Here is a 21,006-nt window from a genome sequence, read left to right as displayed (position 1 = left end):
GGCTGCTTCGGCATGAAGGAGCCCCATGAGGATTGACCGCCTGACCCTGCAAGGGTTTAAGTCCTTTGGTGAACGCACAGTGCTGGATTTCGGCCCAGGGGTTTTTGGCATCGTGGGGCCCAATGGCTCCGGGAAGAGCAATTTGGTGGAGGCTTTGCGCTGGGTGGTGGGGGCCAGGGCTCGAGACCTGCGCGGCGAAGAGGCCCAGTCCCTGCTGTTTCATGGCGCCGACGGCAAAGCCCCGCTGGGGTTTGCTGAGGTGACCCTCGAGCTCTCCCATGGCCCGCGGCGGCGAAGCCTACTGCGGCGGCTCGAGCGGGAGGGGAGCAGCGAGATACGGCTGGATGGAGCCCGGGCCAGCCTGCGCCAGGTTGAGGCCGCCCTGATGGGCACAGGGCTTTCGCGCAATGGCTATGCGGTGGTAGGGCAGGGCGAGGTGGGGCAAATTTTGCAGGCTGGGCCCGAGGTGCTGCTGGCTTACCTCGAGGAGGCGGCGGGGTTGCGGGCCGTGACCCAGGCTGCCCGCGCCACTCGAGAGCACCTGGAGCTGGCCACCACGGAGCTCCAGGCCCGCCTGGCAGAGACAGCGGAGCGTCGCCAGGCCCTGGCCCTCAAGCTCGAGCAGGCCGCAGCCGCCCGCGAGGCGGCGGAGCTGGCCACCCAGGTCTTGACGCTGCGCCGCAGCGTGCGGGTAGCCCGCATGGCCGAGGCAGCCGCTGAGGTCCAGGCTGCCCAGGCCAAGGCCGCGGGGCTCGAGGCTGAACGGGCCGCGATTTCGACCCGCTTGGCCCAGCTCGGGGCCGATAAGGTTGCTGCGCTGGAGCAGCTTGAACAGGCCCAAGCCGCCCACAGTGAGGCGGCTCAGCAGGCCGAGGCCCTCGCCGGTGAGCTGCGGCTGATGGCCCAGGAGGAGTCTTCCCAGCGGCGGCTCCTGCAGCGGGCCGCGCAGGATTTAGGCGAGGCCCAGGCCCGCGCGGAGCGGCTCAGGGCGATCTCGCCCCCGGCCCTCCCTCCTCTGCAGGAGCCAGATCCCCAGCTGCAGCAATCGCAGGAAGCCCGACTGGCCGAGCTTCTGGCCAGCCTGCGGGCCGAGGAGCTTCACCAGCAAGCTGCACAGGCGGCCTATGAACGTTTTTTGCAGGCCCAAACCGCATTTGAGGTACAGCAAGCTGCGTTCCGCAAAGCCCAGCTCGAGCACGCGCAAGCCCAAGCCGAAGCCAGCCGCTTGGAGACCAAGCTGGCTGAGGTCACGGCGGCGTTGGCCGAGACCGAGGCCCTGGAGCAGCGGTTGCGGCGGGAACTGGATGGGGTGGTTCGGCGCGAGGGCAGCCTTACCGGGGAGCTGCGGGCAGCCCAGGCGGAGGCCGAACGGCTGAACGCCCTGATTCGCTCGGGTTCCGACCTGGCCGAAGGGCCGCGCAGAGCCCGGAACTCGGGGATCGCCGGAATTGTGGGCATCGTAGCTGATCTACTCGAGGTCCCTGCCCCTCTGGAACTCGCCCTCGAGACCGCGCTCGGCGGGCGGTTGGGCTGGGTACTGTGTGAGAGTGAAGCCGCGGCTCAAGCCGCGATCGAGTACCTCAAACGCCAGGGCGGACGGGCCACCTTTCTCCCGCGGACCCTGCTGCGCCCGGTCGTCCGCAGGTCACGGGACTGGTCGAAGGAGCCAGGGGTGCTGGGTCTGGCCCGAGAATTGGTCGAACTGCCGGCTTGTCCGGAGGCCCTGCCCACCCTGCTGGGGGAGCTGCTGGTGTTGGAAACCTTGGAGGCCGCGCTGCACCTGCGCAAGCAGGCGCTTGAAGCGCCGCGCATGGTCACACTGGAAGGGGAATTGCTCGAGCCCAGCGGGGCCCTCACCGGGGGGCGCAGTGCCCGGGGCGGGCAGGTTCTGTCCCTGCGCCGCCGCTTGAGCGAGACCCGGCGGGACACGGAGCGGCTGCGGGCCGAGGCTCAGGCCCTACAGCAGGAAGCCGAGGGGCTCCGGGCGCAGCTCAAGGGGCTGGGCCTCGAGACCCTACGCCGCCAGCAGGTCGAACTTCAAACCGAGCTGCGCGGGGTTAAGGCCTTCCTGGGCCGCCAAGCCCATCAGACACTGCCCCAGCCCCCCGAGCCGGTGCCCCCTCCGGAGCCCTCACGGCTGGCCGCCCTGCGGGCCGAGCGCGAGGCCTTGAGCGCGGAGATCGCTTTGGGGCGTGAGGCCATGGCGATGTGGCAGCGCTACCGAGAGGACCAGGCCCGTTATGCAGAGGCCCAGGAGCAGCTTGGGGAGCTCGAGGCCCGCCTGGAGCAGCTCAAAACCGAACAGGCTGAGCTCGAGACCCGCCTCCAGGCCCTGCAGGTGGCTAAGGCCGACCTAGAAACGGCCCGCGCAAGGCTGAACCTCGAGGCCCAGGAAGCCGATCTGCGACAGGCTCGGCAACGCCTAAGGGCCCTGGCCGAGGAGGAGTCGCAGCTTGTAACCCGTACCAACACGCTGCTGGCCGACCTCGAGGCCCTCCACTTTACCCAAGCTCGGCGCGAAGCCACGCTCGAGGCCCTACAAGCCGAGCTGAACGAGCTTCCCCAAGGCCCGGTGGAAAACGGCTCGGCCCGCAGCCTGAGCCGAATGCTGGGGGAGGTAGAGGCTCGCTTGGCGGCCCTGGGACCGGTAAATCACTTGGCCCAGCAGGAAGCTGCTGAGCTCCAGGCCGGGGTGGCCCGTTTGGAGGCCGCCCTAACCGAGGCCGAGGCGGTGGTGGCCAAGCTCACCGCGGAGTTGCACCAGGTGGAGGGGCAATACCACCAACAGCTCGAGTCCAAGTACGGGGTGTTCAAGGAAAAGTTTGCCCAGTACACCGAGGCCCTGCTGGGGGCCGAGGCCCACCTGGAGCGCTCGCAGGGGGGGCTAAAGCTCTGGCTCAGGCCGGCGGGCAAGCGCGGGGTGAGCCTCGAGCTGCTTTCCATGGGGGAACGCACCATGGGGGCCCTGGCTTTTTTGTTTGCCCTCTCTGAGGTGGGCGAGGGAGCCGGTCTGCCCATTGCCGTACTGGACGAGGTGGATGCCCCCTTGGACGAGGCCAATATTCAGCGCTTCTGTCACTTCCTCAGGAAGTTTTCAAACCAGACCCAGTTCATCTTGGTGACCCACCAAAAGCGCACCATGGAGGCCTGCGACGCGCTGTATGGGGTCGCTGCGGACCAAGGGCTCTCTAAACTGTGGAGCATCAAGGCGGATTAGGGAGAATGAGCGGTGATGATAAATCCCCTTATCATCACCGTGTATACTCGAGACCATGCCCCCCCAGCCCAGCACCGACCTCGAGCTGTACAAAGGCTCCCTGCTAGACCACGCCCGCCAAGTAGCCACCCTGTCCGAGGATGAGCTCAAACGCAAGGCCGCCTTGGCCGCCGGCCAGAAAGATTTTGCTGGGCTTTGGGAGATCGTCCTGGCCTATCTAACGCTGTATGGCGAAAGCACCCTGCTGACCTCGAGGCACACCATCCGCAGCTACCGCACCGGGGTGCAGCAGTTGGTGGCCTACAGCAGCGAAAACGCCTGGAAGCTGCTGGCCCCCCGCCGCAACGAGCCCCAGCTTTACATCAACCATTTGCTGGCCGCTGGGAAAAGCATCAATACCGTGGAGTCTCGGGTGGCCGCGGCCCGAATGCTCTATAAGGCCCTGCGCTGGGCCGGTGTGACCGAGGCCGAGCCCTTTGCCGATGTGAAAATCCCCAGGGAGCACACCAACCCCTGGGATAAAAGCGAGCCCTATACCGATGAGGAACTCGAGGCCTTGCTGGAGTTTGCCGACCCGCAGGAACGGGTGCTGATTTTGGTGCTGGCCCATGGGGGGTTGCGCATCAGCGAGGCCCTAGCCCTGGAGTGGGAGGATCTCGACGAAGGGCGGCGGCGCATTCGGGTCAATAAGGGTAAAGGACGCAAGCAGCGGGTGGTCAGCATGAGCCGCTCTCTGCTCGAGGCTCTCCGGGCCTACCGCCAAGGCTTAGGGATGGCTCGAGGGCGCCTGTTCAGCTTTAAGGGCCGCTCAGGCGCGGTCAAGCGCATGGATAAGCTCATCGTGCAATCGGGGGTTCGCTTCCGGGGGTTCCATGCCTTTCGGAAGCACAGCGGCACCAAGCTGATGCAGCAGGTCAAAGACATTGCTCGAGTGGCCAAGCATCTGGGGCACTCCGACACCAATGTCACCCGCACCTATGCCCAGCTCCCTACCGATGATCTCCGGGATACGTTGGATGATTGGTAGAACTAAAAGTGATTATTTTCACGATAAATAATGCTCGTGAAATTCTTATTTCCTATCCCTTCCGGAAGTTAGATAAGCTATCGTGGTAATGGTTTGGTAACAGAAAAGCCATAGTTTCCTTGGGGTTATGTACGGGCCACAGGAGGAGTGCGTGAACGAAGAAAAACGACCCATCGGAGCGTTGCTGGTGGTTGGGGTGGTCACAGTGTTCATCCTGACCTTCTGGTTTTTCACCTACTACCTACACCTTTCTCGAGGCTAGCCCTATGGACGACAATCACAATACGATCGAGCGCTACGAGCGAGGCTGGCTGACGTTCGGCCTGGTCATGGTGGTGGTGTTCATCCTCTTGGTGGGCTACACCTTGGTTAACCAAGGCGGCACCGTCCCCATTGGGGTCAGCCGGATTGATGCCACCAAGGTGCGCACCCAGGGGGAGTTCGCCAATCCCAGGGTCGAACAAGTGGGCAACGAGTACGTGGTCCATATGCAGGCTTTTGCCTTTGGGTACCTGCCTTCAGAGGTACGGGTGAAAAAAGGCACCAAGGTGACCTTCTACATCACCAGCCCTGATGTGGTGCATGGATTCAACGTACAGAACACCAACATCAACGTGGAAGTGATCCCCGGTGAGGTGGCTCAGGTCAGCACCGTGTTCAACCGAGCAGGTCAATACCAGGTGCTCTGCAACGAGTACTGTGGGATCGGCCATGCCAACATGATTTCCAAGATCGTCGTGGAGGAATAAGCGATGGCCGTACAAAGCCTCTCAAGATACGATGCCTACGCGGGTAACCCAGAGAAAAAGCTCACCCTCTACATGCTGGTGTTGGGGTTTGCGGCCTTGCTGGTAGGAACCCTCTTCGGCCCGTTGCAGGCCTTCAACTATGCTGGGATTGACCTCTACCGGGTGCTCAAGCCCATGATCCAGTCGTATTATCAGGGGCTGACCGTACACGGGGTGCTCAACGCGATCGTATTCACCCAGCTCTTTGGGCAAGCCATAATGCTCTACCTGCCCTCGAGGGAACTAGGCCTGCGGCCCAACCTGACCTGGGCCTGGATCTCGTGGTGGATGGCCCTAATTGGCCTTCTGATCACCGCTCTGGCGGTGCTTTCCAACGCCGCTTCAGTGCTGTATACCTTCTATCCCCCCTTAGAAGCCCACTGGGCTTTCTACGTTGGGGCCGCGATCTTCGTGCTCTCGAGCTGGGTTACCGCCTTCTTGACGATCGAGATGTGGACCCGCTGGAAGCGCCAGAACCCCGGAAAGCTGACCCCCCTCGCAACCTACATGGCCGTAACCTTCTGGCTGATGTGGCTCCTGTGCTCGCTGGGATTGGTTGTGGAGGTAGCGGTCTTCTTGATCCCCTGGTCGCTCGGCCTGATCAGCGGGGTGGACCCACTCCTGATGCGCACCCTATTCTGGTTTACCGGGCACCCGATCGTGTATTTCTGGCTGCTGCCGGTCTATACCCTGGCCTATACCACCTTGCCCCGATTGGCCGGTGGAAAGCTGGTCTCTGACCCCCTGGCTCGACTGGTCTTCCTGCTGTTCTTGTTGTTCTCAACCCCGGTGGGGTTCCACCACCAATTCTCCGACCCCGGCATCTCCCCTACCTGGAAGTTCATCCACATGGTTTTGACCATGATGGTGGCCGTACCCAGCTTGGCCACCGCCTTTACCATCGCGGCCAGCCTGGAGAACGCCGGACGAGCCCGTGGGGGCAAAGGTTGGTTCGGATGGATCAGGGCCCTCCCCTGGGATAACCCCACCGTGCTGGCGTTTATATTGGGCTTCCTGGCCTTTATTCCAGGGGGGGCGGGCGGAATCGTAAATGCCAGCTTCACCCTCAACCAGGGCATCCACAACACCACCTGGATTCCTGGGCACTTCCACCTGCAAGTGGCCACTCTGGTCACCATGGGGGCGATGGGCACGGCCTTCTGGCTGATCCCCCACCTCACCGGCAAACCCCTGGTGGGACGGGGTTATGCGGTGGCTTCACAGTGGATGTGGTTCTTGGGGATGTTCATCATGACCTTTGCCCTGCACTGGATGGGCTGGTTGTACCAGGTCCCCCGGCGGGCCTTTATCGCAGGCTCTCCTACCGCGATGGAGGCCTACAAGGACAGCGGCACCTGGATGACCCTCAACGCCATCGCCGGAATCATCCTCACCATCGCCACCCTCTTCTTCTTCTATGTGATCTTCGCCACCCTGCTGCAAAAGCAGCGTGACCCCAGCCGGGTGATGCCCGAGGTTCCCTTCACCCAGGTGCTCTCCGACCCAGAGGGCAGCGGTCTGGCCGCCCTGACCGACCGGGTGTGGTTTTGGTTCGGGGTAGCGGTGGTGTTGGTGGTGCTGGCTTATGGCCCGGTGCTGCTACAGATGTTCACCCATATGAATCCGGTACCGGGGCAACGGCTGTGGTAGCGTTTGCGGTTTAGTCCATGTTCAGGCCTTCCAAGCTCGAGCCGCTGTTGATCAGCAGCCTATTCCTGCCCTTCGCCCTGCAGTTGCTGGGCTGGGCCGGAACCCCCCTAGGCCAGGGGCCCTGTGGAACCCTTGGCCTAGACCCCCTCGAGGCTCCCCAGGGCTTCTATGCCCAGATGCTGCTTTGGGGGATCTCCCTGCTGATGACCCTGGGGTTCGTCCTGCTGATGCTCCGGCTGATGTACAACCGCCCCCTCTCCCCCGCCCAAGCCCGGCCTTGGGCCAGGCTGGCAGGAGGGCTGGCAGGCCTGACCGCGCTGGTTTACCTGCTCAGCCGCATCGCCCCGCTCCCCGTACCCAGCCCCCTGGGCTGGCTATGGGCCCCTCCCACCCCTATGGATGCGGTGGGAGGGCTGATGCTGGTGGTCTGGCTCGGACAGATGGGGCTGGCCTGGCTCTGGGGGCAGGGGGTTTCAAGCCCTAGGCAACTGGGGGCCTAGACCCGTAGGGACCGCTCGAGGCCCGCCCGCACCTCGCGCAGCACCTCCACCAGCCCTCTCCCCTCTTCATGCGCACGGATCAGGGCGCTGGCGATCACCGCCCCATCGGCAGCCTGGGCGGCCTGCTGGGCGGTGGCCCGGTTGGAGATGCCAAAGCCAATGGCCACTGGGGCCTCGGTTACCCGGCGGATGCGCCCCACCAGCTCCGGCAGTCCCTCGGGAAGCTTGTCCCGCGCCCCCGTGACCCCCGCCACCGAAACCGTGTACACAAAGCCGGTGCAGTAGGGCGCCACGGTCTGGATGCGGGCCTCGGTAGAGGTAGGGGCCAGCAGAAAGGTGGTCTCGAGGCCCGCCCCCTGGGCCAGCCCCACCAGCTCGGGGTCTTCGTCGGGGGGCAGGTCGGGCAGGATCAGCCCGTTCACCCCGGCTTCTTTGAACATGCCGAAAAAGCGTTCCGGCCCCACTGCCAGCACGGGGTTGATGTAGGTCATGAGGAAAAGGGGCTTATCGGTAAGGCTCCGAATTTCCCGCACGAAGGCTGCCACGTCGGCCACATGAATCCCCTGCCGCAGGGCCTGTTCCGAGGCCCGCTGGATCACCGGGCCGTCGCCCAGGGGGTCGGAGTACGGCAGGCCCACCTCGAGCAAATCCGCATAGGGCAAGACCTGTTTGACCATCTCGAGGTCGGCCCCCCGGCTCGGATAACCGGCCATCACGTAGGGAATCAGTGCCGCGCGCCCTTCGGCTTTGGCCCTGGCAAAGGCTTCGCGGGTGGTCATGACTGACCTCCCTGCACAAGACCCTCGGCCCTTGACCCCTGACCCTCCTCCATAACGCGCATCACCTCCACCACGTCCTTATCGCCCCGGCCCGAAAGGTTGATCACAATTACCTGCTCGGGCTCCATCTCGGGGGCCAGTTTGGCCGCGTAGGCGATGGCGTGGGCCGACTCGAGGGCCGGAATAATCCCCTCCAGGCGGCACAAAAGCTGGAAGCCTTCCAGGGCCTCCTCGTCGGTGATGCCCACATACTCGGCCAGGCCCGCCTCGGCATAGTAGCTGTGCTCGGGGCCCACGCCGGGGTAGTCCAGGCCCGCCGAGACCGAGTGCGCCGGGCGAATCTGGCCGTCGTCGTCGTAGAGCAAGAACATCTTGGCCCCGTGCAGCACCCCTTTGCGACCCGCCCCAATGGAGAGCGAGTGCAGCCCCGAAGCCGCCCCGTGGCCCGCGGCCTCTACCCCAATCAGGCGCGGGCGGTTTTCCTGGTAGGCAAAGGGCGCAAAGGCCCCAATGGCGTTGGAGCCCCCGCCCACGCAGGCAATCACCACATCGGGGTTCTCCCGCCCTTCCTTCTCTCGTAGCTGGGCCTTGATCTCCTCGCCCACGATGCTCTGGAAGTCGCGGGCCATCATGGGGTACGGATGCGGCCCCACCACCGAGCCGATGATGTAGAAGCTATCGCGCACGTTGGTCACCCAGTCCCGGATGGCCTCGTTGGTGGCGTCCTTGAGGGTGCGGGTGCCGCTCTCCACCGGGCGCACCTCGGCCCCCAGGAGCTTCATGCGAAAGACGTTCAGGGCCTGCCGTCGCACGTCCTCGGCCCCCTGGTAGACCACGCACTCCAGGCCCATCAGGGCCGCCACCGTGGCCACGCTCACCCCGTGCTGACCGGCCCCGGTCTCGGCAATCACCCGCTTCTTGCCCATGCGCTTGCACAGGAGGGCCTGGCCCAGGGTGTTGTTGATCTTGTGGGCCCCGGTGTGGTTCAGGTCTTCGCGCTTGAGGTAGATTTTGGCCCCGCCCAGGTGACGGGTGAGGTTTTCGGCCAGGTACAAAGGCGAGGGGCGGCCCACATACTCGCGCAGGTAGTAGTCGTACTCGGCCAGAAACTCGGGGTCGTTTTTGTAGTGCAGGTAGGCCTCGGTGAGCTCTTCCAGGGCCGGCATCAGGGTCTCGGGTACGTAGCGCCCGCCAAACTCGGCATAGCGCCCTTTGGCGTCGGGCAGGGGATACGTGGGTAAGTGCATGGTTTACCTCCATAAAAGGCTAAGGGCTCGAGGCCAAACGGTCTCGAGCCCTACCGGTACGAGCGTTTAGCCGTGGGTGCGGTCCCCCAACCACCAGCACCACCAGCGCTGGTGGTGCCACTTGTAGCTGCGGGGGGTTCGCGGGCGCATGGGGTTAGGGTAGCCTGGCCTCACGCACGGCGTCAAGAGCGGGTTCCCTCAACCGGACTCGGGTAAAGTGGGGGGGTGGAACACTTTGAAGCACGCCTACAAAAACTGGCCGAGATCACGGTTAAGATCGGGGTCAACCTGCAACCGGAGCAGGAGCTGATCATCACCGCCAACCTGAACGAGGCCGGGCTGGTACGCCGGATCGTGGCCGAGGCCTACAAGGCTGGGGCCAAAAACGTGGCGGTGATGTACGGGGATGAGCAAAATGTGTTGGCCCGGTATCGCTACGGCTCTCAGAGGGCGCTCGAGTACGCCCCAGGATGGTACATGGACGCCATCGCCCGGGCCCACCAAGAAGGCGCGGCACGGCTGGCCATCTATGGCGATAATCCCGCCTTGCTCAAAGACGTGGATCCCGAAAAAATCGCCATCCATAGCCGGGCCCAGGCCCAGGCTGGCCACCGTATCTCCGAGCTGATCTCGGGCTTTGCGGTGAACTGGTCCATCGTGTCTCATGCCTCGCCCGAGTGGGCCAAGCTGGTGTTCCCCCAGCTGGACGAGGTTCAGGCCATGGAACGCCTATGGGAGGCTATCTTCCAAACCTCGAGGATCAACACCGCCGACCCCATCGCAGCCTGGCAGGCTCACGACGCCGAGCTGCAAACCCGCATACGGTGGCTCAATGCCAAGCGCTACGCCGCCCTGCATTTCCGCGGGCCGGGAACCGACCTACAGGTGGGGCTGGCGGAGGGGCACCTGTGGGCTGGAGGCAGCGGGGTGGCCAAGAATGGGGTGCGCTGCCTGCCCAACCTGCCCACCGAGGAGGTCTTCACCATGCCCCACCGTGAGCGGGTGGAAGGGTGGGTCAGCGCGACCAAGCCCCTCTCGCTGCGGGGGCAGGTGCTCGAGGGCATCCGGGTGCGCTTCGAGGCAGGGCAGGCCGTAGAGGTCCAGGCCCGGCAGGGGCAGGAGGTGCTGGAGAAGCTGCTCGAGACCGATGAGGGGGCCCGCCGATTGGGCGAGGTGGCCCTGGTACCCCACAGCTCCCCGGTAGCCCAGACCGGGATCCTCTTCTACAACAGCCTCCTCGACGAGAACGCCGCCAGCCACATCGCCTTGGGTCGGGCCTATGTGGAAAACCTCGAGGGCTTTGAGGGCGCCAGCGAGGCCGAGCGCCGGGCCCGGGGCTACAACCAAAGCCTGATCCATGTGGACTGGATGATCGGTTCAGACCAGGTGGAGGTGGATGGAATCTCCTCCGATGGACGATCCGAGCCGATCATGCGCAGCGGGGAGTGGGTCGCGCTTCCCTCTTCATAGGAGCCAGCTTTCCTCTCATGAAACCTCCCAAGCCAAAGGCCCAAAGCCCCGCCTCCGGGGGTGGAGTGATCTTCAGCGACCCGCACATGCAAACCCTGCGTGCCCTCCACGGCCCAGCCCCCTTCCACCCCAACCCGGTGAAAATCCAGCCGGCCTTTCGCACCTTGGTGAGCTCCATTGTGGGGCAGCAGCTTTCCGGGAAAGCCGCCGAGACCATCTGGCGGCGCCTCGAGGCCCGCTTTCCCCTCCAGCCCGAGGTGCTTGGGGTGGCCGAGGGCCAAGAACTCCAGGCCCTGGGCCTATCCAAAGCCAAAGCCGCCTACATCCGGGATCTCTCGCATTTTGCCCTAAGGGGCGGGCTCGAGGGGCTGGAAGGGCTCCCCGATGGGGAGATCGTCGCGCGGCTGATCCAGGTCAAGGGAATTGGGGTGTGGACCGCGCAGATGTATCTGATGTTTGGTCTGGGTCGCCCCGATGTCTGGCCCATCCTGGACTTGGGCGTGCGCAAAGGCGCGGAGCGGCTCTATGGTCCCTTAGACCGGCAGGGCCTCGAGGCCCTGGGGGAACGCTTTCAACCCCACCGTAGCCACGCCGCCTGGTACCTGTGGCGGGTGCTGGAAACCCCCTAACCTCCCTGGGTCAGATAACCCGAGGGGGTAGGGACATTCGTCCTACACTCGAGCTCAAGGTTGGTGCAGCCATGCTCGAGTTCATCGCCTTCGACGCCGACGACACCCTCTGGCACAACGAGACCCACTTCTGCGCGGCCCAGGAGCGGTTCAAAGCCCTGATGCAGGCCTATCTGGGAGACACCTACGACGGCAACCACCTGTACGAAACCGAGGTCAGCAACCTGCCCCACTATGGCTATGGGGTCAAGAGCTTTGCCCTCTCGATGGTTGAGACCGCGATCCAGCTCACCGGTGGGCGAATCTCGGCCCAGGACATCCACGCCCTGCTCGAGCTGGCCAAGGAGATGCTCGGGGCCCCGGTGGAGGTGCTGCCCGAGGTGGAGGCCGTGCTGGACGAGCTCTCAGGGGATTACCCCCTGCTGCTCATCACCAAGGGGGATCTCTTCGATCAAGAGAGCAAAATTCTGCGTTCGGGCCTGGCCCAGTACTTCCGCCACATCGAGGTGGTGAGCGAGAAAAACACCCATACCTACGGCAAGATTCTGCGGCGCTGCGGCATCCGCCCCGAACAGTTTGTCATGGTGGGCAACAGCCTGCGCTCAGACATCCTGCCGCCGCTCGAGCTAGGGGCCCAGGCGGTCCACATCCCCTCGCCCCAGCTCTGGGCCTACGAGCACGTCCAGCTGGAAAACCTCCGGCCTAAGGCCTATACCCAGCTCCGCTCCATCGGGGAGTTGCCCGAGTGGCTCGAGGCCCAGTGGTACCGGCCCCAAGCCCACAGCGAGCGCCGGTCGGCTTGAGCCGCCCTCCCCAACCCTCGCCATTCTCCGGCGGAAGCCGATTTAAGCTTAAGATTGGTTTCAGGTAGGGCCGGTATCTGTTTCAGTGACTTGCTCCATCTTGAGCGTCATGAAAGGAATCCGGCACCCCTATGGCTAAGCCCCTGAGCTACCCCGACGCCGTCCACCTGCTGCGGCGCGCTGCTGCTCGAGGGCGAGCAGAAGAAGCCCGTCGGCTCAGCGAGCTGGGCCTCGAGGCGGCGGTGGACTCGCTGCTGCAAGACCCCACCCCCGCCCCCGCTTTCAAAACCGAGGTCTCGAGCAGTGAGCGCGGGGAGCAGCAGCGCCAGCTCACCCAGCTCTGGCTCACCCACTGGCTCAACACCCCTACCCCCGCCGCCGAACGGCTGGTGTTGTTTTGGCATGGCCACTTCACCTCAGAGTTCCGCGAGACCATGGGGGCCCAGGGCAGCGATGTCTGGGCGCAGTTCGCCACCTTCCGTACCCAGGGATACGGCCCCTTGGGGGAGCTGCTGAAGGCGGTGGCCCATAACCCCATGATGCTGCTCTACCTCAACAACGCCGAGAGCCGCAAGGAACACCCCAACGAAAACTGGGCTCGAGAGCTGATGGAGTTGTACACCCTGGGGCCGGGGTTCTACAGCGAGAAGGACGTGCAGGAATCGGCCCGGGCCTTCACCGGCTGGACCGTGCGGCTGCCCAGCGGCAAGGGCGGCAAGATGCGTGATCCCAACGAGGCTTTCGAGTTCTTCTTCCGCAAAAACTGGCACGACACCGGCTCCAAAAGCTTCCTAGGGCAGCCGGTTGAGAGCGGCGACGAGGTGCTGGAGATTCTGACCCGCCACCCACAGACCTATGCCTTTATCGGACGCAAGTTGCTGGCTTATTACCTTGATCCCCAGCCCCCCGCGCCCTTGGTGAGCGAGGGGGCTAAGGTGCTCCAGAGCAGCGGAACCCGGGAGTTTTTGCGCTGGCTCTTCACCCATCCGGAGTTCTACGCTCCAGCACACCGGGCCTCGATCGTCAAGAGTCCGCTCGAGTACGTGGTCGGGCTGCTCTATGCGGCCGGGCAGACCCGGCCCCTCATCGGCAAAGACGACGGCAAAGCCTCGGGCCGATTGCTCGGACTGTTGGCCACCATGGGGCAGGTTCCCTTCGATCCCCCCACCGTGAAGGGTTGGGATGGCGGGATGAGTTGGCTGGCGGAGTCGCCGCTCCTGGCCCGGCTCAACCTGGTGGCGGCTTTGGCCGGGCAGGAACCCAGCCTCAACCTCGAGGTCTTCATGGATGGTGCTACCGGCCCACTCTCGCTGGTCAAACCCGAGGCTCAGCTGTTGTAGGGGCTCGAGCCCCAAGGCAAAGTTTGGAGAATTCCATGGACCGACGCGACTTCATCAAAAAATCCCTGCTCACCCTGGCCCTAGGACAAGCGGCCCCCTCGCTGCTCTCCCGCACGGCCCTAGCCGCTCAGTCCAGGGAGAAAATCCTGGTGGTGGTCAATCTGTTTGGCGGAAATGACCAGCTCAACACCCTCATCCCCTTCCGCAATGACCTCTACTATCGCAATCGACCCAGCATCGCCATTTCACGCGAGCAGGTGCTGGATTTGGGGCAAAACGGGGCCCGGCTGGGGCTCCATCCCCAGCTTCGCCCCCTAATGGCCATGTGGGACGCTGGGGAATTAGCCCTGATCCCCCAGGTCGGCTACCCCAACCCCAACCGCAGCCACTTCATCTCCACCTCCATCTGGCACACCGCGGATCCCACCCGCCGTGAGCGAACCGGTTGGTTGGGACGCTGGGGCGACGGCCAAGACGATCCTTTCTGTGACACCTTTATAGGCGGGGCCACCCCCCAAGCCCTGCAGGGCCATGAGCGCAGCGCCCCAGCCGTCAGCAGCGTGGATGGCTTTACCCTGCGAATGCCCAAACCCCTCGAGGCCGCGCTCGAAGCCGAGATGCACACCCAACGCCAAGGCCAGGCTGAAGAGGTGCGCCAGGCCATGCTCAGCCTGCGCGGGGCCCTGGATAAAATCGGTCAGATCCGGACCTACAGCACCAAGGCCCAGTATCCCAACCACCCCTTTGGCAAAAACTTGGCCGATGTGGCCCGGATGATCGCAGGGGGTCTGGGCTCCTCGGTGTATTACACCACCGTAGGGGGCTGGGACACCCACGCGGCCCAGTTGCCCCGTCAGGGGGAGCTGTTGGGGTATCTGAGCCAAGCCCTGAGTGCCTTCCGGGCGGACATGAAGGCAATAGGCCGCGACAAAGACGTGCTGATCCTGGCCTTCAGCGAGTTTGGGCGGCGGGTCCAGGAGAACGCCTCGCACGGCACCGATCACGGCAAAGGTGGGCTGATGCTGGTGCTGGGGGGCGGGATCAAAGGCGGAATGTATGGGGGGGAGCCGAACCTCGAGGATCTTGATGACGGCGACCTCAGATACCAGACCGATTTTAGGAACGTCTACAGCGCCGCGCTGGGCTGGATTCAGGCGGATGCCAAACAGGTGCTGGGGCAGGAGTTTAAGCCGCTGGGTGTGGTCTAAACCAGCCTTGCTGCGCGGCGGTTGAGAATCTCCTATGGAGTGCCGTCCCCATGCTAGAGTGGACGGGTTGGCTGCTCTGGCCGTGGTCGTCGGCAGCCACTAGGGCTCAAAGAAACCCCGGGTTTGAGCCCAATCCATCCCCTCTATCTTGCGGAGGCTCCATGCTCACCTGCTCGACTCCAGAACTGCTCAGCCTCATTGCTCATCGCCGCAGCCTTAAACAGAGCTTGCTTAAGCCCGATCCCATCCCCCGGGAGCAGATCGAACAGATGCTCGAGGCGGCCAACTGGGCCCCCAATCATGGCGCCAGCGAGCCCTGGCGTTTCGCGGTGTATGCCGAGGATTCCCGCAAGGCGCTGGGCGAAACCTTCGCCCGGTCCTATCGGCTGGGGGTCGCAAAGGAAAAGTACAATCCCCAGGCCGAAGAGGAGCAGCGCAAGCGGGTCTGGCTGGCCCCGGTATGGATTGCCATCGGAATGCAGCCCGGGGGGCGGCATCCGGAGTGGGAAGAGGTGGCGGCGGTGGGGGCCGCGGTATATGGAGCCCAGTTGGTGGCGGCAAGCCTGGGCCTGAGCGCTTTCTGGGCCTCGGGGATGCCGGTGACCCACCCCAACACCGCCCGCTTCGTGGGCTGGGAACCCCCCACCAAGCTGCTGGGCTTCGTCTATGTGGGGCGTCCAGCGGTTCCTTGGCCCAAGGGGGCTCGAGGGGACTGGCGGCAAAAGGTGGTGTGGCACTGGGGAAACCCCTAGGCACCTCCAGCCGCATTTGATAGCCTGAACCAGGGCCGGTATCGGCCCTGGTCTTGTTTCCTGGTAGGCTAGGTTCCAACCGGCTTTTCGGCCTAGAACCGTTCGCGGACAGATCGGCCCCGCTCCGACCCTCAGCCCCACCATGCGACGCATCAAGCTCACGATTGAATTTGACGGGACCCATTTCGCAGGCCTACAAACCCAGGCCCAGGGAGAGCGCACCGTGCAGGGGGAGCTCGAGGCCGCCCTGGCGCAGATTCCGGGGGCTCTGCCCAAAATCGTGGCCTGCGGACGCACCGATACCGGGGTTCACGCCCTGGCCATGCCCGTTCACTACGATACCCAAGACCCGATCCCCGCCGCCAAAATTCCCTTCGCCCTCAACGGCCTCCTGCCCCCTGACCTGCGGGCGCTGTCGGCCGAGGAGGTTGACCCAGGGTTCCATGCCCGCAAAAGCTGCTTTTGGCGGGAGTACCGCTACCGCATCCTCCAGCGCACCTTTCCCCCGGCCCTGGAGCGCAACCGGGTTTGGTGGATCCCCCAGGCGCTCAACCTGGTGCCCATGCGCCATGCCTTGGAAGATTTGGTGGGCCTGCACGACTTCGGGGCGTTTGCCATCAAGGAAGAACGCAGCACCCTACGTGAGGTTTACCGAGCGCACCTCGAGGTGCGCCCTACCGACTCCGGACGCGAAATCTGGATGGAGTTTATCGGCTCGGGGTTCGTGCGCGGGCAGGTGCGCAGCATGGTCGGGACCTTGGTCGAGGTTGGGCTGGGCAAGCGGGATTCCAGCAGCATCGCCGCCCTGCTTCACAGCGGAAACCGTAGCCAGGCCGGGCCTACCGCCCCTCCGCAAGGGTTGTATTTTGTGCGGGCGGGCTACGAGCCCTACGGGAAGCATTAGCCGAGCCGGGAATCAGGGTTGAGCCTTGGGCCCCGAACCCTTAGCCTGGAGCCAGGATGTACGACTCCCACATGCATACCCCCCTGTGTCGCCACGCGGTTGGAGCCCCCCAGGACTACCTGAACGCCGCACAGGAGCGCGGCCTCCAGGGCATCGTCATCACCGACCATAGCCCCATGCCTGACTGGTTTGACCCCGAGGTGCGAATGCGCCGCGAGGAACTGCCCCTGTATCAGGCCCTGCTCGAGCAGACCCGGGCCAAAGCCGGGGGGTTCTACGTGGGGATCGGGCTCGAGGCCGATTTTCATCCCGGCACTGAATCCTATGTCCGCAGGCTGATTGCCGGCTATCCCTATGACTACGTGATCGGCTCGGTGCACTATATCGGGGCCTGGCCCTTCGATAACCCAGCGTTTGCAGCCGAGTTCGAGGCCCGCGAGCTGCGCGAGGTTTATGCCGAGTATTTTGGACTGATCGGCCAGGCCGCCCGGAGCGGGCTATTCCACAGCATCGGGCATCTGGACCTACCCAAAAAGTTCGGTCACCTGCCGGCAGAGGGCTATCTGGATCTGGCCGAAGAGGCCCTACAGATCATCGCCGGAGAGGGGCTGGCGCTCGACGTGAACACGGCTGGCTGGCGTAAACCCATCGGCGAGCTTTACCCAAGCCCAGCCCTGTTGGCTCGAGCCCATGCGCTGGGAATCCCTGTGGTCTTGGGCTCAGACGCGCATCACCCCGAGGAGGTGGGCCATCGCTTCGCCGAGGCGGCCGCCCTGCTCAAAGCCGCCGGCTATACCGAAGCGGTGGTTTTTCGCGCAGGGAACGCCATAGCCTATCCGCTTTAGCCCCACGCCTTCAAGGTTTGGGGGTTTGACTTTAGGCTATCCCTATGGAGCGCAAAGAGCTGGCCGGGCTGCTGGAGTACGCCGCCGATTTGATGGAGGTGCTTGGGGAGGGGGAGTTTCGGGCGGGGGCCTACCGTAAAGCCGCACGCAACCTCGAGCGCATAGAGCAAAGCCTAGACGAGCTCGCAGCCAACGGTTTTCGGGGGGTGCCGGGGGTTGGCCCGGGGTTGGCCCCGGTTTTAACCGAGATCGTCCAAACCGGGGAGTTTGCCTACCTGGGCGAGCTCGAGGCCCAGATCCCCCCAGGGGTGCTCGAGCTATTTCGGGTACAGGGGCTGGGCCCCAAGCGCATCCGGGCGCTGTGGGAACATGGGATGGACAGCCTCGAGGAGGTAATTCGCTGGGCCGAGGAGGGCAAGATTCGCAGTCTGCCCAGCTTCGGGGCCAAGAGCGAGGCCAGCCTGCTGGAGGCGGCTCGCTTCGCCTTGAGCAACCTGCGCCGGGTTTTGTTGCCCGTAGGGGTTGCCGCGGGCAAACTGCTGCTGGAGGACCTGACCCGGGCTGGAATTCGGGCGGAGCTGGCTGGAAGCGTGCGGCGCGGGTTAGAAACGGTGGGGAACTTGGATATGGTCGCCCTGGCCAGTCCCCAGCAGGTCGCTGCCGCGATCGGGGAGCACGCCCAAAAGCTCGAGCCAGACCGGGTTCTAGGCCAGTTAGAGGGGTTGCCGCTGCGGGTCTTTTGTGCCAGCGCGGAAAACTTCGGTACAGTGTTGTTTCAGGCGACCGGCTCGAGCCCCTGGCTGTTGGCCGGCGGGTATCCCCTGGCCGCGCAGCGCAGCGAGGACGCGGTGTTTGCCGCGGCTGGGGCTCCCTATGTGCCCCCCTACTGGCGCGAGCCCGAGCATATCGGCCTGAACCCCCCGGAGGAGGGCTTACGGCCTGAGCAGTTGCGCGGGCTCATTCACCTGCACACCACCTACTCCGACGCCAGCGGCACCCTGCGGGAGATGGCCGAGGCGGCCATCGCTGCCGGGTACGCCTACATGGTGCTCTCCGACCATTCCCAAACCGCAGCCTATGCCGGTGGGCTGAAGCTCTCTGACCTCGAGCGCCAATGGGCTGAGGTAGACGCGCTCAACGCCGAGCTGGCCCCTTTTCGCATTCTCAAGGGCATTGAGTCAGACATCCTCCCCGACGGCTCGCTCGACTACCCCCCGGAGGTGCTGGCCCGCTTCGAGGTGATCATCGGCAGCCTGCACTCCGGCTTCAACCTCTCCCGCCAAGACCAGACCGAGCGCTTCCTACGGGCGCTGGAAAACCCCTATCTGACCATCCTGGGTCATCCCAGCGGGCGCTTATTGCTGCGGCGCAAAGGGGTCGATGCCGACTGGGAAGCCATCCTCGAGCAGGCCGCTCGGCAGGGCAAACTCGTGGAGTTTAACTGCAACCCCTACCGCCTTGATCTTGATTGGCGATTGCTCTTGCAGTGGCGCGACCGGCTGCACTTCTCGCTGGGCCCCGATGCCCACAGCGTAGGGGGGCTGGCCGACATCCACTATGGCCTTTTGTTCGCCAACAAGGGCGGCCTGCGGCCAGCCCAGATCGCCAACACCTGGAGCGCGGAACAGCTTATCGAGGCCCCGCGGACGCTTCGGCGCTAGTTTCCTCGGCCCCTACCAGCAGTTCGGCTTCACGCTCGAGAAATGCCCGCAGCACATCGGTAACCGTGATCACCCCTACCAGCTTACCCCCGTGCATCACCGGCAAGCCGCCCACCTTGGCCTCGAGCAGAATTTTGGCCGCAGCCTGGAGCGGCAGGGTATCCACTACCGTGAGCGGCTGCTTGGTCATGATCTCTCCTACGGTGAGCCGGGCAATCAGATAACCGATCTCCCAAATCGAAAGGGCGGTGGCATCGGAAGGCATGGCCTCTTTGAGGTCGCGGTCGGTCACGATACCCACCAACTCATCCCCCTGCATCACCGGAAGGCGGCGGAACTGCCCCCGCTTCATCCGCTCTGCCGCTTCGGAAACCGGGGTCTGGGGGGAGACGGTGACCGGATTGGGCGTCATGTACTCTCGAACCGTCATAGGCACCACCTCAAACTGGAGGGTAACCCTCTGCCCGCCGGCCAACCAGAGGCAAATGTCTCCCTAATACACCCGTCCGCCTAGGGGCACCTCCCGCTCCACCGAGAGCAAAACCACCCGCCCTTCCTGGTCGGGAAGGCCCAGCACCAGCACCTGCGAGGTGAACCCGGCGATGTTGCGCTCCCCCAGGTTGACCGCGCAAACCACCAACCGCCCCACCAGGGCTTCAGGGGTATACAGCTCGGTAAGCTGGGCGCTGCTCTGGCGCAGTCCCAAAGGCCCCAGATCCAGCCAGAGCTTATAGGCTGGCTTACGGGCCTTGGGGTTGGGCTCAGCCCGCAGCACCCTCCCCACCCGCAGATCCAGCAGTTCAAAGGCTTCCAAAGGCGTCACGTTCTCGATTATCCCTATCCTGTAGAAGGTCCACAAGAATCATCGGGCCGATATACTGGCCTTTGTGCAACGCCTGCTCGACCAAGCCGCCATCCTGATCCGCGACTCTCGAGACCTCCCCCCGGAGCAGGCCACCCGTGGGTTTCAAGAAGCCATTGCGCTCCTCGAGGCGGTCGCACCGGGCAAGGAACGCGATGGAATGATGGCTCTGGCTTATCTCCGGCTGGCTCAGGTACAACGCAAGATCGGACAAAAGCGCGAGGCCGAACGCGCTTACTTGCTGGGGTATAGCTATGCCCGCACCTCGAGAGAAGAGCGGGTGCGTCGCCTGGCCGAGAAGTTGGGCGAGGAGTTTTAAGGGATAAATGTCCCGAAAGGCTGCTGTAGTCTCGGGGATTGGAGGGAGCTATTAGGGTATGGGGCAAACCTTGGGCGACATCGCGGCTGCACTCATCGCGCTTTCAGGAATTGCGGTCATCATCGGGGTCATCTTCATTCGCCGGGGCGACCGCGTATGGCATCCCCGGATCATGCTCACCGCGACCGCTCTGGCGGCGTTATTTCTGGTGTTTTACCTGCTCAAGTGGGGCCTTTACGGAACCACCCGCTACGTGGGGCCGGAGGAGTGGCGCGGAGCCTATTATGCTCTGCTCATCAGCCATACCCTGTTGGCTGCAATTAATGGCCCGCTGGTGATCTGGCTCATCTACAATGCGGTCAAAGGTCGCTTTAACATCCACAAGCCCTGGGCTCGCTGGACGGTACCCATTTGGCTCTATGTGGCCGCCACCGGATGGGTCATTGATTTGGTGCTGCGCCGCTATGGCGAGAGCACTGGGAGCATTCGCTTTTAACGCCCCAACCCGGCTCGGTTGAAGGCTGTAAGGCAAATTTGGGTATGAATCTGGCCCGTACCCAAGATGATCCGTTCACCTGCGCTGCTCTTGGACGTGCTCGAGGGAGCTTTTCTTACCCTTAAGCTTGACTTGTGGGGGGAATGGTCGTTTCTTGGGGTTAGCAGGCTCGAGAACAATGAAATCATCTGCCCATGAGGTTGGGTCAGGGCCGTAAGTTTTTTGTTTGGGGCTTTCGCGGTTCCCACGCTTCATGCCCCTATGGTATCCCCTTTCCAGCTTGCCAGGTCTTCCGTCCAGCCCAGGCCGCCAAGTGCGCTTGGGGCAGCCCTGGCGGTAGGACAGGTGCGCTACCGTCCCAGGTAGCGTTTCATGGCTCTAGTGCTCTGGTAAGTTAATCATCGCCACTCCTTCTGGGGTACAGGTGGGCCAGCTTGATGCGCGCGTCGGCGGCGGTGAAACGCCACTGGATAACGACCCTTTGCTGGTTCCTACGCTGGGCCCAAGCC

General features: G+C 64.0%; 21 protein-coding genes. 17 read left to right on the top strand and 4 right to left on the bottom strand.

The genetic code is table 11. The annotated features are described in order from the left end of the window. Positions 1-25: 25 nt before the first annotated feature. The 6 genes from Mgrana_RS10200 to Mgrana_RS10175 all read left to right on the top strand — a co-directional run bounded on the left by Mgrana_RS10200 (position 26) and on the right by Mgrana_RS10175 (position 7,182). Positions 26-3,217, top strand: coding sequence for an AAA family ATPase (locus Mgrana_RS10200; protein WP_119357507.1), 3,192 nt, complete (start codon positions 26-28; stop codon positions 3,215-3,217). Positions 3,218-3,272: 55 nt separating this feature from the next. Beyond that, complete coding sequence (locus Mgrana_RS10195) at positions 3,273-4,244, top strand: tyrosine-type recombinase/integrase (RefSeq protein ID WP_119357506.1); 972 nt, start codon at positions 3,273-3,275, stop codon at positions 4,242-4,244. Between the two features lie 151 nt (positions 4,245-4,395). Then, positions 4,396-4,506, top strand: coding sequence for a cytochrome c oxidase subunit 2A (locus tag Mgrana_RS10190; protein WP_240631321.1), 111 nt, complete (start codon positions 4,396-4,398; stop codon positions 4,504-4,506). Positions 4,507-4,510: 4 nt separating this feature from the next. Then, positions 4,511-4,993 (top strand): cytochrome C oxidase subunit II, encoded by a 483-nt coding sequence (locus tag Mgrana_RS10185; RefSeq protein WP_119357504.1) that lies wholly within the window; start codon positions 4,511-4,513, stop codon positions 4,991-4,993. Positions 4,994-4,996: 3 nt separating this feature from the next. Further along, positions 4,997-6,682, top strand: coding sequence for a cbb3-type cytochrome c oxidase subunit I (locus Mgrana_RS10180; protein WP_119357503.1), 1,686 nt, complete (start codon positions 4,997-4,999; stop codon positions 6,680-6,682). A 17-nt stretch (positions 6,683-6,699) separates the two neighbouring features. Further along, positions 6,700-7,182 (top strand): hypothetical protein, encoded by a 483-nt coding sequence (locus Mgrana_RS10175; protein ID WP_186813087.1) that lies wholly within the window; start codon positions 6,700-6,702, stop codon positions 7,180-7,182. On the opposite strand, the gene trpA is transcribed toward Mgrana_RS10175, so the two are convergent. Continuing rightward, positions 7,179-7,961: a tryptophan synthase subunit alpha gene (gene trpA / locus Mgrana_RS10170; RefSeq protein WP_119357502.1), complete on the bottom strand. Its 783-nt coding sequence runs from the start codon at positions 7,959-7,961 to the stop codon at positions 7,179-7,181. The two genes, Mgrana_RS10175 and trpA, sit on opposite strands and share 4 nt — an antisense overlap. Continuing rightward, positions 7,958-9,208 (bottom strand): tryptophan synthase subunit beta, encoded by a 1,251-nt coding sequence (gene trpB / locus Mgrana_RS10165; RefSeq protein ID WP_119357501.1) that lies wholly within the window; start codon positions 9,206-9,208, stop codon positions 7,958-7,960. The genes trpA and trpB overlap by 4 nt, the downstream gene beginning before the upstream one ends. Before the next feature lie 225 nt (positions 9,209-9,433). Between trpB and Mgrana_RS10160 the strand changes: the two genes are divergently transcribed. From Mgrana_RS10160 to Mgrana_RS10120, 9 genes are all read left to right on the top strand, one after another. Then, entirely contained in the window at positions 9,434-10,678 is a 1,245-nt protein-coding gene (locus Mgrana_RS10160) for an aminopeptidase (RefSeq protein WP_119357500.1), read from the top strand. A gap of 17 nt (positions 10,679-10,695) precedes the next feature. Beyond that, on the top strand, positions 10,696-11,307 hold the full coding sequence (locus Mgrana_RS10155) for a DNA-3-methyladenine glycosylase family protein (RefSeq protein ID WP_371862045.1): 612 nt from the start codon (positions 10,696-10,698) through the stop codon (positions 11,305-11,307). A 71-nt stretch (positions 11,308-11,378) separates the two neighbouring features. Then, positions 11,379-12,110: an HAD family hydrolase gene (locus tag Mgrana_RS10150; protein WP_119357499.1), complete on the top strand. Its 732-nt coding sequence runs from the start codon at positions 11,379-11,381 to the stop codon at positions 12,108-12,110. 131 nt (positions 12,111-12,241) lie between these two features. Next, positions 12,242-13,450 (top strand): DUF1800 domain-containing protein, encoded by a 1,209-nt coding sequence (locus tag Mgrana_RS10145; RefSeq protein ID WP_119357498.1) that lies wholly within the window; start codon positions 12,242-12,244, stop codon positions 13,448-13,450. A 35-nt stretch (positions 13,451-13,485) separates the two neighbouring features. Beyond that, the gene (locus Mgrana_RS10140) at positions 13,486-14,658 is read left to right on the top strand and encodes a DUF1501 domain-containing protein (RefSeq protein WP_119357497.1); all 1,173 of its coding nucleotides are present in this window, start codon (positions 13,486-13,488) and stop codon (positions 14,656-14,658) included. A gap of 161 nt (positions 14,659-14,819) precedes the next feature. Beyond that, positions 14,820-15,410, top strand: coding sequence for a nitroreductase family protein (locus tag Mgrana_RS10135; RefSeq protein WP_119357496.1), 591 nt, complete (start codon positions 14,820-14,822; stop codon positions 15,408-15,410). A gap of 142 nt (positions 15,411-15,552) precedes the next feature. Continuing rightward, positions 15,553-16,314: a tRNA pseudouridine(38-40) synthase TruA gene (gene truA, locus Mgrana_RS10130; protein ID WP_119357495.1), complete on the top strand. Its 762-nt coding sequence runs from the start codon at positions 15,553-15,555 to the stop codon at positions 16,312-16,314. 56 nt (positions 16,315-16,370) lie between these two features. Then, the gene (locus Mgrana_RS10125; RefSeq protein ID WP_119357494.1) at positions 16,371-17,159 is read left to right on the top strand and encodes a histidinol-phosphatase HisJ family protein; all 789 of its coding nucleotides are present in this window, start codon (positions 16,371-16,373) and stop codon (positions 17,157-17,159) included. 44 nt (positions 17,160-17,203) lie between these two features. Then, positions 17,204-18,820: a helix-hairpin-helix domain-containing protein gene (locus tag Mgrana_RS10120; RefSeq protein WP_119357493.1), complete on the top strand. Its 1,617-nt coding sequence runs from the start codon at positions 17,204-17,206 to the stop codon at positions 18,818-18,820. Here Mgrana_RS10120 and Mgrana_RS10115 read toward each other — a convergent pair. Then, positions 18,789-19,250 (bottom strand): CBS domain-containing protein, encoded by a 462-nt coding sequence (locus Mgrana_RS10115; RefSeq protein ID WP_119357492.1) that lies wholly within the window; start codon positions 19,248-19,250, stop codon positions 18,789-18,791. The two genes, Mgrana_RS10120 and Mgrana_RS10115, sit on opposite strands and share 32 nt — an antisense overlap. A 63-nt stretch (positions 19,251-19,313) precedes the next feature. Beyond that, positions 19,314-19,643 carry a tRNA-binding protein gene (locus Mgrana_RS10110; RefSeq protein WP_119357491.1) on the bottom strand — a complete coding sequence of 110 codons (330 nt, stop codon included), beginning with the start codon at positions 19,641-19,643 and terminating at the stop codon, positions 19,314-19,316. Between the two features lie 64 nt (positions 19,644-19,707). Between Mgrana_RS10110 and Mgrana_RS10105 the strand changes: the two genes are divergently transcribed. Next, on the top strand, positions 19,708-20,001 hold the full coding sequence (locus tag Mgrana_RS10105) for a hypothetical protein (RefSeq protein ID WP_119357490.1): 294 nt from the start codon (positions 19,708-19,710) through the stop codon (positions 19,999-20,001). A 58-nt stretch (positions 20,002-20,059) separates the two neighbouring features. Continuing rightward, positions 20,060-20,497, top strand: coding sequence for a DUF420 domain-containing protein (locus Mgrana_RS10100; RefSeq protein WP_119357489.1), 438 nt, complete (start codon positions 20,060-20,062; stop codon positions 20,495-20,497). The last annotated feature ends 509 nt before the right edge of the window (positions 20,498-21,006 follow it).

Source organism: Meiothermus granaticius NBRC 107808 (assembly GCF_003574355.1).
Classification (GTDB): Bacteria; Deinococcota; Deinococci; order Deinococcales; family Thermaceae; genus Meiothermus; species Meiothermus granaticius.
Note: the sequence above shows the minus strand (reverse complement) of the source record. Positions and strands in the feature narration are given on the sequence as shown.